The organism is Nocardiopsis chromatogenes YIM 90109 (assembly GCF_000341185.1).
Lineage (GTDB): Bacteria > Actinomycetota > Actinomycetes > Streptosporangiales > Streptosporangiaceae > Nocardiopsis_A > Nocardiopsis_A chromatogenes.
Map to the genome: position 1 here is coordinate 1 of NZ_ANBH01000148.1, position 13672 is coordinate 13672.

The 13672-nt window shown below is 76.4% G+C and carries 12 protein-coding genes and 1 pseudogene; 2 read left to right on the plus strand and 11 right to left on the minus strand.

All coding sequences use genetic code 11. From position 1 onward, the window contains the following. Positions 1-587: 587 nt before the first annotated feature. The gene (locus D476_RS33460; protein ID WP_017624871.1) at positions 588-1073 is read left to right on the plus strand and encodes an SRPBCC family protein; all 486 of its coding nucleotides are present in this window, start codon (positions 588-590) and stop codon (positions 1071-1073) included. 184 nt (positions 1074-1257) lie between these two features. Here D476_RS33460 and D476_RS0115575 read toward each other — a convergent pair whose 3' ends face one another. After that, positions 1258-2304, minus strand: a complete 1047-nt coding sequence (locus D476_RS0115575; RefSeq protein WP_040726455.1) for an aldo/keto reductase — start codon at positions 2302-2304, stop codon at positions 1258-1260. A gap of 142 nt (positions 2305-2446) precedes the next feature. Here D476_RS0115575 and D476_RS0115580 point away from each other — a divergent pair, with 142 nt between their 5' ends. Further along, positions 2447-3319, plus strand: a complete 873-nt coding sequence (locus D476_RS0115580) for a helix-turn-helix transcriptional regulator (RefSeq protein ID WP_017624873.1) — start codon at positions 2447-2449, stop codon at positions 3317-3319. Positions 3320-3473: 154 nt separating this feature from the next. On the opposite strand, the gene D476_RS33465 is transcribed toward D476_RS0115580, so the two are convergent. From D476_RS33465 to D476_RS37970, 10 genes and pseudogenes are all read right to left on the minus strand, one after another. Then, the gene (locus D476_RS33465; protein ID WP_017624874.1) at positions 3474-4901 is read right to left on the minus strand and encodes an MFS transporter; all 1428 of its coding nucleotides are present in this window, start codon (positions 4899-4901) and stop codon (positions 3474-3476) included. Then, positions 4898-5911 (minus strand): GNAT family N-acetyltransferase, encoded by a 1014-nt coding sequence (locus D476_RS33470; protein WP_449289406.1) that lies wholly within the window; start codon positions 5909-5911, stop codon positions 4898-4900. The genes D476_RS33465 and D476_RS33470 overlap by 4 nt, the downstream gene beginning before the upstream one ends. 80 nt (positions 5912-5991) lie before the next feature. Beyond that, complete coding sequence (locus D476_RS0115595) at positions 5992-7107, minus strand: pyridoxal phosphate-dependent aminotransferase (RefSeq protein WP_017624876.1); 1116 nt, start codon at positions 7105-7107, stop codon at positions 5992-5994. Positions 7108-7546: 439 nt separating this feature from the next. Beyond that, positions 7547-8590 carry a C-terminal binding protein gene (locus D476_RS0115600; RefSeq protein ID WP_204366993.1) on the minus strand — a complete coding sequence of 348 codons (1044 nt, stop codon included), beginning with the start codon at positions 8588-8590 and terminating at the stop codon, positions 7547-7549. Beyond that, the gene (locus tag D476_RS33475; RefSeq protein ID WP_017624878.1) at positions 8583-9797 is read right to left on the minus strand and encodes an iron-containing alcohol dehydrogenase; all 1215 of its coding nucleotides are present in this window, start codon (positions 9795-9797) and stop codon (positions 8583-8585) included. The genes D476_RS0115600 and D476_RS33475 overlap by 8 nt, the downstream gene beginning before the upstream one ends. Further along, a complete protein-coding gene (locus D476_RS38520) occupies positions 9794-9943 on the minus strand; it encodes a hypothetical protein (protein ID WP_204366994.1) in 150 nt (49 codons plus the stop codon). The genes D476_RS33475 and D476_RS38520 overlap by 4 nt, the downstream gene beginning before the upstream one ends. A gap of 164 nt (positions 9944-10107) precedes the next feature. After that, a pseudogene (locus D476_RS40120) lies at positions 10108-10935 on the minus strand (thiamine pyrophosphate-binding protein); the annotation flags it as partial. Then, the gene (locus tag D476_RS0115620; RefSeq protein ID WP_026123541.1) at positions 10932-11804 is read right to left on the minus strand and encodes an isocitrate lyase/phosphoenolpyruvate mutase family protein; all 873 of its coding nucleotides are present in this window, start codon (positions 11802-11804) and stop codon (positions 10932-10934) included. The pseudogene D476_RS40120 and the gene D476_RS0115620, both read right to left, overlap by 4 nt. A 39-nt stretch (positions 11805-11843) precedes the next feature. Beyond that, a complete protein-coding gene (locus D476_RS0115625; RefSeq protein ID WP_152529366.1) occupies positions 11844-13268 on the minus strand; it encodes a helix-turn-helix domain-containing protein in 1425 nt (474 codons plus the stop codon). 73 nt (positions 13269-13341) lie between these two features. Further along, positions 13342-13672 (minus strand): hypothetical protein (locus D476_RS37970; protein WP_026123542.1); only part of this gene is annotated, 331 nt, incomplete at its 5' end.

The following is a 13672-nucleotide window of genomic DNA, read 5'->3' on the forward strand; positions in this document are numbered from 1 at the left end:
TGGCAGAGGGGTCCGGGCGGCCCCGCGTCCGCCCCCCACCCGAGCCGAACACCCTAATCGGGCACGAACAGGGCATTCTATTCCTAGAACCTGTTCTGGAATCCCGGTGTTCGTCGCTCCGGGGTCGCCAAGAGTGTCGCTGGGCGCGTTTCCCGGCCCCACCCGCACCTAACGCGGAGTATTTACCCAGGTCACGGCGTTGTCAGGTGCTGCGGTGCGGGCCAAGGGGCCGCCCCGGGCGACGAAGACGGCGATCCCCGGAGCCGCGCCGCCCTCCCGAACTGCGAGGGACCCGGCGGACGGCAGGCGGGGCCGGGGAAAGCCCCGCTCACCCGGTCGCCGCTCCCTCCCCCGCACCCCGGCGGCCCAGCACCCGGCAAGCAGCCTTAAGCGGGGTACCTGCTGTCCCCGTCGCCGCTCAGCACGATGACCACCCGCACGCCCGCCGCCCGACAGCGCTGCCGGATTCGGCTCCATCGGCGAAGCACCGCATGGGTAGGTACCGGGGGTGCGGGCGCGGGACGCCCGCGCCGCTGCTCCGCCCGCACGCGGGCGGGGCATTCGGGGGGACACGCAGAGGGGGATCCATGGACGGGGACGCGTTCGAGTACACGGCCTTCATCGCCACCGATCCGGAACGGCTCTGGCAGGGCCTGACGGATCCCGGGCTCACCCGGCGCTACTGGGGCGCCGAGCTGCGGACGGACTGGCACCCCGGATCGGCGATCACCTGGGTGGAGCACGGGGCCGAGGTCGACCACCCCGAGCAGGTCGTCCTGGCGGCCGATCCGTACCGGCGGCTCTCCTACACCTGGCACACCTTCACCCCGGAGTGGGCCGCGGCCGTCGGGGTCGACGAGGACGTGCGGTCCGCGCTGGCCGCCGAGTCCCGGTCGAAGGCCACGTTCACCATCGACGACCTCGGTCCGGTGGTCCGGCTGAAGCTGGTGCACGACGGCTTCGAGCCCGGGAGCACGGTCCTGGGCATGCTGCGCGAGGGCTGGCCCGTCGTGCTCTCCAGCCTCAAGACCCTCCTGGAGACGGGGGATCCGCTTCCCCGTCCCGTGGAGTAGGGGGCGGACGGCGGGTGAGACCGCCGGGTCCCGGCCGGAAGGGCCGGGAGGGCGGCCGATGACGGCGGGAGCGGTCCGGGCCGCTCCCGCCCAATCGTGCCCCGGCCCCCGCCGGCCCCCGTCGGCCGACGCGTGCGCAGACGGGTCGGCGCGGGCCGGGGGGCTTCACGCGGGGCCGCCGGGATCAGGGACGCACCGGCCCGTGCCCCACCCCGGCGGCCGCGATGGCGACGGCCACCTCGTCCACGTCGGTCCCGGTCAGCTCCACCGCCCCGGCCCCGATCCAGTCGTCGATCTGCTCGGGGCGCCGGGCCCCGACGATCGCGCCCGTCACCCCGCGCCACGCCAGGGTCCACGCCACCGCCGCGGCCGGGACCGGGACCCCGTGCCGGTCCGCGACCGTGCGCAGCGCCCCCGCGACCGCCAGGCTGCCGCGGAGGTGGTCGGTGAACTCCGGCGCGGTCTTCCGCCAGTCGTCCTCCGGCAGCGACGCCACCCGCTCCTTGGAGAAGGCGCCGGTGAGCAGCCCCGAGTGCATGGGCTGGTAGACGATCGCGCCGGTACCGTGGTCGGCCGCCCACTCCAGCTCGGCGGCGCTCTGCCGCGCCAGGGCGGAGAACTGCGGCTGGATCGCGTCCACGTGGGCCACGGCCTCGGCCCGGTCGAGCTGCGCCACCCCGTGGTTGGACAGGGCGATCGCCCGCACCTTCCCCTCCGCCTTGAGGTCGGCGAGCGTCCGCCAGTACTCCTCCAGCGCCACGGCGTCGGGTGAGGACTCCGTCGCCGGGTCCGTGGTGAAGTCCAGCGGCAGTCCGTCGCCCGGCCAGTGCGCCTGGTACAGGTCGATGCGCTCGACGCCCAGCCGCCGCAGCGAGTCCTCCAGCTCCCTGCGGACCACCTCGGGCCGCAGGATCTTGCGGGGCGGCGCCGTCCGGTCGTTCTCGTCCCAGATCAGCCCGCACTTGGTGAACACATAGGGCCGGTCGGCCTCCGGGAACCCCGCGAGCGCCTTGCCCACCACCTCCTCGGAGTGGCCCAGGCCGTACACCGGCGCGGTGTCGACCCAGTTCACCCCGGCCTCGACGGCACGGCGGAGCGCGGCGACCGAGTCGGCGTCGTCCTGGGCGCCCCAGGCGAACTTCCAGCCCGCGCCGCCGATCGCCCACGCTCCGAAGCCCACCGCGGAGATGTCCATTCCCGTCGTCCCGAGCGGGCGCGTCGGCACTGCCATGGTCGTCCTCCCTCGTCCCTCGCCGCGGCTCCTCCGCGGCGGTGCCAGACTCGCCCGCTCCGCCGCGCCGGGGAAGCGGCCCGCCGTGCCTGGGCACGGCGTGACCAGGATGCGGCGGCGCAGGCCGTGGATACTGGCGGGCATGGACCGACGCACCGAGCTCGGGCGGTTCCTCCGCTCCCGCCGCGCCCGCATCACCCCCGAGGACGCGGGCGTCCCGCACTTCGGCGGGCGCAGGCGCGTCCCGGGGCTGCGCCGGGAGGAGCTGGCGCAGCTCGCCGGGGTGAGCGTGGACCACTACGTGCGGCTGGAGCAGGGGCGCGGGGTGCACTTCTCCGACGAGGTGCTGGACGCGGTGGCGCGGGTGCTGCGGCTCGACGCGAGCGAACGCCGCCACCTGTACGACCTGGCGCGCCCGGACTCCGCGGCGGCCCCGGGCCCGGGGGCGGACGGGGCCGCCCCGGAACCGCCCGGCGCGGTCCGGTCCGGGCTGCGCCTGCTGGTCGCGTCGATGGGGGACGTCCCGGCCTACGTCCTCGACCACCGACTGAACGTGGTCGCGTGGAACCCCCTCGCCGCGGAGCTGCTGACGGACTTCGGCGCGCTGCCGCCGGAGCGGCGCAACATCGTGCGGCTGATGTTCCTGGACGAGGCGTTCGCGGAGGTGTACCGCGACCGGGAGCGCAAGGCCGAGGACGTGGTCGCCTTCCTGCGGCTGAACGCCGGCCGCGACCAGGGCGACGCCGAACTCGGCGCGCTGGTCGCGCAGATGTCGCGGGAGAGCCCGCGCTTCCGCCGCCTGTGGGCCGACCACCCGGTCAAGGAGAAGACCAACGGCAGGTACGGCTTCCGGCACCCGCTGGTGGGCGAGTTCGAGCTGAACTACGAGACGCTCCGGCTGCCCGACTCCCCCGGCCTGGTACTGGTGGCCTACACGGCGGAGGAGGGGTCGCCGGGCGGGCTGGCACTGGGGCTGCTGGCGTCCCTGTCGGCCACCCGGCGGGCACGGGCCTGAGCCGGTCCGCCGATGGAGCCCCGGACCTCCGTGTCCCTGTGTCCCCACGTCTCCGAGTCCCCATGTCGACTCGTCTCCGGGCCGAAACCACTTCATCGCCACGGACGTGCGCATGCCGCCCGGGTACGCGGCCGAGGGGGCGCCCGGTGGGCCTCTATTGTGTGGGCCCCCCGGACGCGGGGGACGGGGAGGTGCTCTCCTCCTCTCCGCCTTCCGTGCCTCCGGTGCTCCCGTCGTCCATGCGCAGGGCCCGGATGCTGGGCAGCAGCGCCGCCGCCGCGCACATCGCCGCCACCGCGCCGCCGCAGGCCATCAGCACGGGGAGCGGGCCGAAGGCGTCCACCGCGGGCCCCATCACCAGCGTGCCCAGCGGCATCAGGCCGTTGAAGGCCAGGAAGACGATGCTGCCCACCCGGCTCATCAGGTGCTCGGGGACCTTGGCCTGGAGCAGGGAGGGGAACAGCGAGTTGAAGAAGTGCAGCCCGACGCCGTAGACGACGGCCATCGCGAACGCCCCGGGGTGGTCCCCGAACACCCCCACCATGAGCAGCGCCGCCGCCATCATGGCCAGCATCGCGAACATCCCGGTGCCCACCCGCACCACCGTCAGCCGCACCAGGATCAGCGCGCCCAGCAGCGCCCCCGCCCCCTCCAGCGCGTAGAACCCGCCGAGGTCGGCGGCCTCCTCGACGCCGCCGGGGGAGAGCACGAAGGGCACCGTGACGTCCAGGCTGCCGGTGAACACCGCGTTGGCCAGCATGCCCACCGCGAACGACACCACCAGCCAGCGGTGGCCCAGTACGTAGCCGAATCCGCCCGCGATGTCGGTGAGGACCTTGCGCGGGCCGTTCCCGCCGGTGTCCCCGCCGCCGTCGCCGCCACTGCCGTCCCCGGTGTCCCCGGTGCCGACGGTGGCCGGGTCGGCGGTGTCCGCGTCGGCGGAGGCGGCCGGTTCCGCCTCCTCGGGGCGCCTGCTGCGCGCGTTCCGGATCGCCAGAATGCACACGGCCGAGGCCAGGAAGGTCAGCGCGTTGAACCCGAACGCCGCGGCCGCGCCCAGCGCGCCGATCAGCACCCCGCCCAGCATCGGCCCGGCGATCAGCGCGATCTGCTGGCCGACCGAGTTCGCCGAGTTCGCCGCCACCAGCCGGTCCTTGCGCACGATCTCGGTGAGCAGGGCGAACGAGGCGGGCATGAAGAAGCCCTCGCCCACCCCCAGCAGCAGGGCCAGCACGACCACCACCGCCGGGTGGGCCGACAGCAGCACGGCGGCGGTGATCGCCCCCACCGCGGCGAACCGGCCCGCGTCGGCGGCGACCATGATCCGCCTGCGGGAGTCCGCCGTGTCCCCCACCGCCCCGCCGTACAGGTAGAAGACCAGGGACGGCAGGGTCAGCACCGCGCCCGCGACCGCCAGGCTCCACGGGCTGCCGGTCTCGGTGATCAGGTAGGTGATCAGGGCGATCCGGAACGCGTAGTCGCCGAGCAGGGAGAGCACCCGCCCGGTCCACAGCATCCCGAAGTCGCGCTCGGCGACGATGCCCAGGCGCGACCGGAGCGCCGCCACCCCTCCTCCGCTCATCCCGCGGCCTCCTTCCACACGTCGGCGGCCCGGGCCGCGACCCGCCCGGCCCCGGGGACCAGACCGAGCAGCGACCCGCGCACCGGGACCGCCGAACAGCCGCGCAGCCGCTTGGCCTCCTCCGCGCCGAGGCCGTAGGAGATGCGCCGGATGCCGACCTCGCGGGCGTGCTCGACGGGGGTGTAGTAGGTGCTCTCGAAGTAGGCGCCGACCGCCCGGGGGTCGTCCTCGTCGGCGCCGGTGTACAGCCCGTGCCAGACGTCGCCGTCCCGCACGAACAGGGTGAAGCCGAGCGGCGGCCCGCCGTCCTCGGGGTCGAGCACGACCAGGTCGGTCCTGCCCTCCAGCGCACCGGCCACGGCCTCCAGCCGCCTGAGCTCCGCACCGTGGTCGGCGGGCAGCCCGTACTTGCGGCGGTTGGCGGTCCGCAGCCCGGCCATCCGGTCGAGCAGGGCCCCGTCCGGCCGCCCGGCGACCCGCGCCCGCACCCCGTGCCCGCGCAGGGCCCGGCGTTCGGCCCGCACCGCCGTGCGCCGCTTGGACGGCAGCGCGGCCAGGTACCCGGCGAACCCGTCCTCGGGCACGTCCAGGTAGGCGTCGCCGCCCAGGGCGAACCCGTGCGCCCCCAGGGCGCGGGCGGCCCGGTCGATCGGGGAGTCCGCCTCGGCGTAGGGCAGGGCGACCGCCGCCAGGCCGCTCTCCCGCGCCCACGCCACGACGGCGGCCAGGCCCTCGCCCGCGTCGCCGGGGCCGAGGGGGAAGGTGGCGTAGCCGGGGTAGGTCAGCAGCAGGTGCGGGTAGAGGGCGGCCGTGTCCAGGCCGGTGAGCCCCTCTCGGGCTTTGTCGGGGGCGAACGGCGACTCGGGGTCGGCGAAGAGCGCGCCCGCATTGCCCAGGGGGTAGGCGCCGGGGTCGGAGACCACGAACCCGCCGATGCCGAAGGCGGGGCCGCCGCCGGGCGCCTCTCCCCGGCTGAACCACACCTGTTCGCCCTCGATCCGGCCGGCCATGGCCGTGCTCCAGTCCTCGGCCGCCAGCAGCGGCGGCGCGGCCGCCCGCCCGGAGGCGGGGNGCCGTGTCCACGGCGAGGTCACCCATGGCCGCCGCCCTCCAGCGCCGCGCGCAGTCGGCCCAGGCCCGTGTCCAGGCGGTCGGCGGGCAGGGCGAAGGAGAGGCGCACGTGGCCGGGTGCGCCGAAGGCGGCCCCGTCGACCACCGCCACCCGGTGCTCCCCGCGCAGCCACCCGACGGGGTCCTGCCGGGCCGCCTCGGGGGCGCGGTCCCGGAGCCAGCCGGACAGGTCGGGGAAGAGGAAGATCCCGCCCCCGGGTTCCGGACAGTCCACCCCGGGCAGGGCGTCCAGGGTCTTGGCGGCCCGGCGCATGTTCTCGGTGAGCGGCCCGGCGACGCGCTCGGGCAGGCCGCGGTCGCGGACCGCCCCGGCTGCGGTGGCCTGCACGGCCGCCGACACCCCGCCGACCAGGTGGGAGGCCAGGCCCTGGGCCCGCTTGAGCAGGTCGCCGGAGGCCAGCGCCCACCCGATGCGCAGCCCGGCCAGCGCGTGGCTCTTGCTCAGCCCGTCGAGCACGGCGCAGTGGTCGGGGAGCGTGTCGAACAGGTCCAGGGCCGACGGGGCGTGCCGGCCGCGCAGCGGCACCCCCCGGTACACCTCGTCGAAGAGGACGGTGATGCCGTTGCGCCCGGCCCACTCGGCGATGGCGGCCAGCTCGTCGGAGGGGGTGACGGCGCCGTCGGGGTTGCGCGGGGAGTTCACCACGACCGCACGGGTGGCGGGGGTGCGCGCCGCCTCCAGGTCGGCCGCCCGCGCCCCCGCGCCGACGCCGCCGGGCACGGGGACGGCCGCCGCCCCGGCCGCGCCGATCAGGGCGGGGTAGCTCGCCCAGTAGGGCGTGGGGAGCAGCACCTCGCCGCCTTCGGCGGCGGCGCGGAGCACCACCAGGGCGGCGACCCGGGCGCCGGGGGCGACCAGGACCGCGTCGGCGGGCACCCGCGCCGCGCCCCGGGAGGCCTGCTCGGCGACCAGTCCTCGGAGGCCGGCATCGCCGGTGGGCGGCGGGTAGGGCTGGTCGTCCCGGCGGGGCGGCGCCGCCCCGCGCTCGGGGTGGACGGGCACGCGGACGTCCCCGGTGGTCAGGGCGATGACGCCGTCCCCATGGGAGACGGCCGCAGTCGGAGACAGGCTCATGCCGCCGTCCCTTCGAGGTCGTGGACCACTCCGTTTCCGGGGGCCGTACGGGCGTACCGGCGGTCACCTCCGGGAACGGTGGTGTCCCGGCCCGCGAACGCATTGCGGCGCCCGTCGGCGAGGCCGCCTCGGACCCGCCGACGCCCTGGGACCGCTTCACAACGGTCGAGGGGAAGACCACGGCACCGGTCGGAATCCACGCCGTCGGGACGCGGCGGACGCCGTCCCGGTGCGGGCGCGTCCCCTTCCCCTGCGGCGCCACCGGCGACGACCGGGGCGCCGGTCACCTGCCGGGCCGGTGGGCCTGTGGCGCTCTGCGGCGCCGCCGGGCGCTCTTCGCCTCGGCCAGAAGGCACGGCGGCGGCGTCGATGCGGTCCTGCGCGGCCGCGGGCCCCGCGGGCAGCGGCTCGCGCGTCGTCTCACGGCATGGCAGCGGCATCAGGCCACCCCCTCGGGGTCCGGGAGGACGCGCCCGACCCGGACCGGGCGTCCGGCCAGGGCCTCGGCCACCGCTTCGGCGACCCGGCGGCGGCTGCTGTCCTCGGCCTCCTCCGACAGGAAGGCGCGGTGGCTGGTCACCACGCTGCGGGGGTGGGCGAGCACCGGCGCCCACCGGGGGTCGTCGTGCGGGTTCTCCGGGAAGAACACGTCCAGCCCGGCCCCGGCGATCCGGCCCTCGTCCAGCGCCTTGCCGAGCCCTTCGGGGTCGACGAGCGCGCCGCGCGCCGCGTTCACCAGGTAGGCGTCCGGCCGCATGCGGGAGAGCGCGGCCGCGTCGAACATGCCCCGCGTCTCGTCGTTCAGCGGGCAGTGCAGGGTCACCATGTGCGCCTGCCCGAGCAGTTCGTCCAGGCCGTCCACGGCCTGCGCCCCGTACCCCTCGGGCAGGTCGCGGCCGATGTAGGGGTCGTACACCAGCACCCGTCCGTAGAACGCGCCCAGCCGGGCGGCCACCGCCCTGCCGATCCTGCCGAACCCGACCACGCCCAGCGTGCGCCGGTTGGTGCGCCTGGGCACGCCGCCCGCGTAGATGTCGAAGGTGCCGCCGGTCAGGCCCTGGTGCTGGGCCACGACGCCCCGCTCCAGGGACAGCGCCAGTGCGCTGGTGTGCGCGCTGACCTCGTCCACGCAGTAGTCGGGGACGTTGTAGCCGGGCAGGCCGCGCTCGGCCAGGAGCGCCGCGTTGAGGTTGTCCACGCCGACGCCCTGGCGCACCACGGCCCGCAGCCCGGGACCGGCCGCGTCCAGCAGCTCCGGCGTCACCTTGCAGCGGTAGACCACCAGCACCCGGGCGCCCCGGGCCCGTTCGGCCAGATCCGGGCCGTCCAGCAGGTAGCGGCCCCCTTCGCGGCGGCCGAAGGCCAGCTCGACGCCGGGCCCCAGGACCTCGGTCTCGACCGTGGCCAGGGCCGGGTCGGCGCCGTCTCCGGACGCCAGCCACGGCGGGTCGGTGTACAGCACGCGGGGTCGGCCATCAGCCATGGGTGTGCATCCTCTCCGTGTTCTCCGTCATCGCGCGGAGTACGTCGCGCTCGGTCACCGCGCGCGGGTTGTTGTCGGCGCGCCGGGAGGCCAGCGCGTCCGCCCACCCGCCGTGCTCGGGCACCGACTCCGGCATCCCGCCGAAGGCCAGCACCCGGTCCACCAGGTGCTCCACGCCGTCGGCGCCGGCGTGGCGGCAGGCGCCCCGGACCCGCTCCACCAGGCCGCGGAGCGCCCGGGCGCCGTCCGGGTGCCGGTTGTCCTCCTCGGTCACCGCCGCGTTGTGGCCGACCAGCCAGCGCAGGTGCAGGCCGACCGCGTACCCGTGCGGCACCCCGTGCCCGGCGGTGAGCCCGTAGGACAGGGCGTGTGCGGCGGTGGTGCGGGTGCGGTCGATGGCCGCCCCGGCCATGAGCGCCCCTCGGGCCAGCTCCTCGCGCAGGCCGGGGTCGGTGAACCCGGCGCCGCCCGTGCCGTACGCGCCGTCACCGCCGCCCGCCCCGCCCACCGCGCGGAGCAGCGGCGGCGCGACGGTCTCCACCGCGCCGAGCGCCAGCTCCCGCGAGGCGTCGGTCCCGGCCACCGACCAGTAGGACTCCACGCCCTGGCAGAAGGCGTCCAGCGCGCTCGCGGCGGCCGTGTGCGGCGGGACCGACGCCGTCAGGTCGGGGTCGACCAGGGCGGTGTCGGCCGCGGCCTCCGGGTGGTCCAGGGAGAGCTTGCGCTCGCCCTCGTAGACGGTGGCGAACCGGGTGAGCTCGCTGCCGGACCCGGAGACGGTGGGCACCAGCACCAGCGTGCGCACCCGCGGCCACCGCACCAGCTCGGGTCGGCGCAGGTGGGCGGCCACGTCGGCGCCGTCCGCGCCCGGGGCGGCCAGCACGGCGACCGCCTTGGCGGCGTCCATCGCGCTGCCGCCGCCGATGCCCACCACCGCGTCCGGGGCGAACCGGCGCGCCCGCTCCACCGCCTCGGCGACCTGGCCGACGCCGGGGTTGGGGCGGATGCCGCCGAAGAACCGGACGTCGGGCGCGGACCGGGCCACCCGCTCGGCACGCGTTCCGGAGCGGAACGAGGACCGGCCGTGCACCACCAGCACCCGGCGCGCCCCGCGCTCTTCCAGCACCGCGCCGAGGGCGTCCAGGGCGCCGCGGCCGAAGCGCACCTCGGTGCGCTCGGACAGCCCCTCCATCGCGCGCCCGGTCACGCGGGCCCCTCGGCCAGGCGGGCGGTGAACCGCGCGCCGATCTCCTCGACCGTGACCGTCCCCGAGGCGCGTTCGCCCGCCGAGCCGCCCTGCACGCCCCGGACCACCAGGGCGACGGGGCCGGGGGCGCGCATCGCCCTGCGCACGGCCGCGGTGAGCGCCTCGGGGCCGACGGCGTCCGCACCCCCTGTGCCGTGTGTGCCGCTTGTTCCGGTGCCGTCGACGCTCCACGCCTCGCGGTAGCCGCAGGGGCGGGCCNGGCCGCGACGGCCTGCCCGCCGGTCGACTCGTAGCCGCCGTTGTCGAAGACGACGTGCACCAGGTTCTCCGGGGCGAAGTGGCCCACCGTGGCGAGCGCCCCCATGTGCATGAGCACCGACCCGTCGCCGTCGAGGACGGCGAACCGGTGTCCGGGCCGGGCGAGGGCGGCGCCCAGGGCCAGGCTCGCGATGTGCCCCATCGACCCCTGCATGTAGAAGTCCCCGTCCCGCCCGCCCAGGTTGAACAGGGCGCGGGAGAGGTAGCCCGTGGTGGCCATCAGCCGCGCCTCCCCGGCCTCGGCGAGCACGGCGCGCACCACGTCCTCGCGGGTGAGCGTGCCCGCCCCGGGCGCACCGGGCCCTGCGGCGGCGGGCGCCGGCTCGATGGCCCCCTTGGCGACCAGGACGAACGCCGGGTGCCCGGAGTCCAGGACGGGCCGGGCCTCCTTCAGCAGGGCCGACAGCTCGGGCCCGCCGGGCCGCAGCGTCCAGTGCGGCACCTCCAGGGAGTCCAGCCACCGCGGCACCACCCGCCCCATCCACCGGTGCTGCGGCTCGCCCGGCCCGGCCTCGGGCCACCCGCGCATGCTCACCAGCCCCAGCAGCCCGATCCGGTACGGCAGCACCAGCGAGGTCAGCGGGTTGACCAGGTTGCCGAAGCCGGAGTTCTGGGCGATCACCCCGGCGCGGACCCCCGACAGGGCGGCCCCGGCGGCGGTCGCCAGCGCCGTGCCCTCGTTGGCGGCGGGCGCGTAGTCGATGTCCCCGTAGGACTCCAGCTCCCGGATGGGCGCGCCGAAGTAGGAGCAGGGCACGCCGGAGAGCAGCCCCACCCCGTGTTCGGCGAGCGCGTCCAGGAACGCCCGGCCGCCGATCACGGGGCCGCCTTGAAGTCCGCGGGCATGCGCTGCAGCTCGAACAGCTCAGGCATGGTGGCGATGCCGTCCTCGACGTCCCGCGCGCGCCCCGACGCCGCCAGCGCGGCGAGGGTGGAGGTGACGCCGCTGACCGCCGCGCGGAGCCCGTGGTTGGCGTAGATCACGATGCGGTACCCCGCGTCGAACAGCTCCCGCTCGTGCACCTGCCCGTAGGTGGTGGGCACCGCCACCAGCGGGACGCCGCCGTCCCAGCGGGCGCCGAACTCCAGGATGTCGTCGGGCCGGGTGCTCTTGCTGTGCACCAGCACCGCGTCGGCCCCGGCGGCGGCGTAGGCGCGGGCCCGCTCCAGCGCCTCGGGCACGCCCTGCCCGGCGATGAGCGCCTCGGTGCGGGCGATGAGCAGGAAGTCGGGGTCGGTGCGGGCCTGCAGCCCCGACTTGAGCTTCAGCGCGAACTCCTCGGTGGGGACGAGGTCGTGCGCGGTCCGCGCGAAGCTGTTCATCTTCGGGAAGACCTTGTCCTCGATGCAGATCGCCGCGGCGCCGCGCCGCTCGAAGCGGCGCAGGGCGTGCGCCACGTTGAGCGGGCCGCCGAAGCCGGTGTCGCAGTCGGCGATGACCGGCAGGTCCGCCGCGGCGTCCATGGCCTCGGCGGCGTCGACGAACTCGGCCAGGCCGAGCAGGCTGGCGTCCGGCAGGCCCTGGCTGGCGGACAGCTCGAAGCTGGAGGACCACACCGCCTCGAAGCCCGCGCGTTCGGCGAGCCGGGCGGTGAGCCCGTTGTGCGCCCCGACGGCGCGCACGGGGTCCGCGCCTTCCAGGAGCCGTCGGAGCCGTTCCGGTTTGGAGGTGTGGGGTCGTTCAGGCAACGGTCGCTTCCTTTCACGCTCGGCCGCCCGGGGGCGGGCTCAGTACCAGAGCCGGTCCTCGGCCACGTACCGGTCGATGCCGTCGGCGGCCATGGCCCCCAGGGCGAACCGCACGTCGGGGGTGACCGCGCCGCGGATGCGCAGGAGCAGCAGCCGGGGCGCCGGGCCGCCCTCGGGCGCCGCCAGGGACAGCGGGACCCCGGGGACGGCGTAGGCCGAGTCGCCCGGCTCCAGCCGCTCGGTGCGGGTCCGGCCGTCGCGGGTCCACGAGGCGGTGACCGGGGCGTCCCCCAGGACGTAGGCGTACTGGTGCTGGTGGGTGGTGAGCGGCGGCCCGCCCTCCTCCCGGGTGAGGACCTCCACCTCCAGGGCGCTGGTGTGGGGGTGCAGGGGGTCGCCCGCCAGTTCGGCGACGCGGTAGGCCGGGCGTCGGGAGTCGGGGTAGGTCCAGCGGCGCACGTCGGCCCCCTTGCGCACGCTCACCCCGCTGCGGGCCCGGGTGGAGGGGGCGAGCAGCTCCCGGACGGAGACGCCCAGGGCGGGGGCGAGCGCCGCCAGTTCGGACCACTCGGCCCGACCGGCGCCCGCGCACAGGGTGTGGACGCGGCCGGGGGACAGGCCGCTGCGGCGGGCCAGCTCCTCGGGGGACATGGCGCGCGCCTGCAGGAAGGAGGCGAGCAGCGCCCCGTCGGCCCCGCTGGGCAGGGCCAGGTCGGCGGCCGCGCCGGTGCCCAGGGCGGCGATCTCCCGCTGGGCGTCGCCGGTGAGGTCGCCGCCGTAGGTCAGGGCGAGGATGTAGGCGGGCTCGGCGTCGCTGCGGGCGGCGAAGGAGTGCGGGCCGAACGGCAGCCCCCACACCGAGTCCCCGGTGGTCATCGGCACGCAGTGCCGGACGCCCTCCCACTCGTGGTAGTAGTTCACCGGCCCGACGAAGTAGGTGAACTGGTACAGCAGGTGCCCCTTGTTCCACTCCACGGCCGGGTTGTCCGGCGCGTCGTCGTCCACCGTCCGCAGCATGCGGATCCACTCGGGCCGGTAGGAGGACAGCCGGGACATCGCGGTGTCCCGGTACTCGTAGTAGGGGCCGCCGCCGCGCTCGATCACGCGGGAGGTGGCGGCCGACTCCTTGGCGCGGCAGACGCGGACCCCGGTCGGGGCGTCGTCGCGCACCGGGAGCAGGTCGCGTTCGTTGACCGGCCAGACGCGGGCGGCGCGCTCGATCAGCTCCCAGGTGACCGGCCGGCGCCCGGAGGTGTACTCGGCGAACGCGCCCGGGGCCAGGGAGAGGTCGGCCTCGGCGTCGCGGTCGTTGCGCTTCAGGTCGTTGGCGGTCGAGCGCAGCAGGGCGGCGGCCCTGGCCTGCAGGTCGTCGCCGAGGGCGGACCCGTACGCGGTGTCGGACGCGCGGTCGGACGCGCGGTCGGACACGCGGTCGGACACGCGGTCGGACGCGGTGTCGGGCATGCGGACCTCCATCTCGGTTCCCGGTGGGGACGGGCGGCGCGGCGGGGCGCCGGGGCGGATCGGGGCGCGGCGGTCAGGGCGGGGCGGGGGCCGCGGGGGGCGGTTCCGCCAGCAGCGCCGCCGCCCGCCGCAGCTCGTCGGCGTGCGCGGGGTCCAGGGGGACGGCGTGGCCGCGCACCGGCGCCGGGGAGCAGCCGCGCAGCAGCTTGCCCCGCGCGTGCCCGATGCCGTAGTCGATCTCGTCCAGCAGCGACCGCCCGGTGTGGTCGACGACCGCGTAGTAGGCGGCCATGAAGTGCGCGAACGGCAGCCGTTCGGCGGCCCCGGAGGCGCCGGTGTAGACGACGTGCATCGTCCGCCCGGCGCGCACGGCGATGCAGCAGGAGGCCAGCTCTTCGCCGTGG

What these genes read in the sequence shown, in the direction of transcription:
- D476_RS33465 (WP_017624874.1), bottom strand. Translation starts at nt 4,901, where the DNA reads ATGAGCGGAGGAGGGGTGGCGGCGCTCCGGTCGCGCCTGGGCATCGTC.
- D476_RS33460 (WP_017624871.1), top strand. Translation starts at nt 588, where the DNA reads ATGGACGGGGACGCGTTCGAGTACACGGCCTTCATCGCCACCGATCCG.
- D476_RS0115600 (WP_204366993.1), bottom strand. Translation starts at nt 8,590, where the DNA reads ATGGCTGATGGCCGACCCCGCGTGCTGTACACCGACCCGCCGTGGCTG.
- D476_RS33470 (WP_449289406.1), bottom strand. Translation starts at nt 5,911, where the DNA reads ATGGCCGGCCGGATCGAGGGCGAACAGGTGTGGTTCAGCCGGGGAGAG.
- D476_RS0115595 (WP_017624876.1), bottom strand. Translation starts at nt 7,107, where the DNA reads ATGAGCCTGTCTCCGACTGCGGCCGTCTCCCATGGGGACGGCGTCATC.
- D476_RS0115625 (WP_152529366.1), bottom strand. Translation starts at nt 13,268, where the DNA reads ATGCCCGACACCGCGTCCGACCGCGTGTCCGACCGCGTGTCCGACCGC.
- D476_RS0115580 (WP_017624873.1), top strand. Translation starts at nt 2,447, where the DNA reads ATGGACCGACGCACCGAGCTCGGGCGGTTCCTCCGCTCCCGCCGCGCC.
- D476_RS0115575 (WP_040726455.1), bottom strand. Translation starts at nt 2,304, where the DNA reads ATGGCAGTGCCGACGCGCCCGCTCGGGACGACGGGAATGGACATCTCC.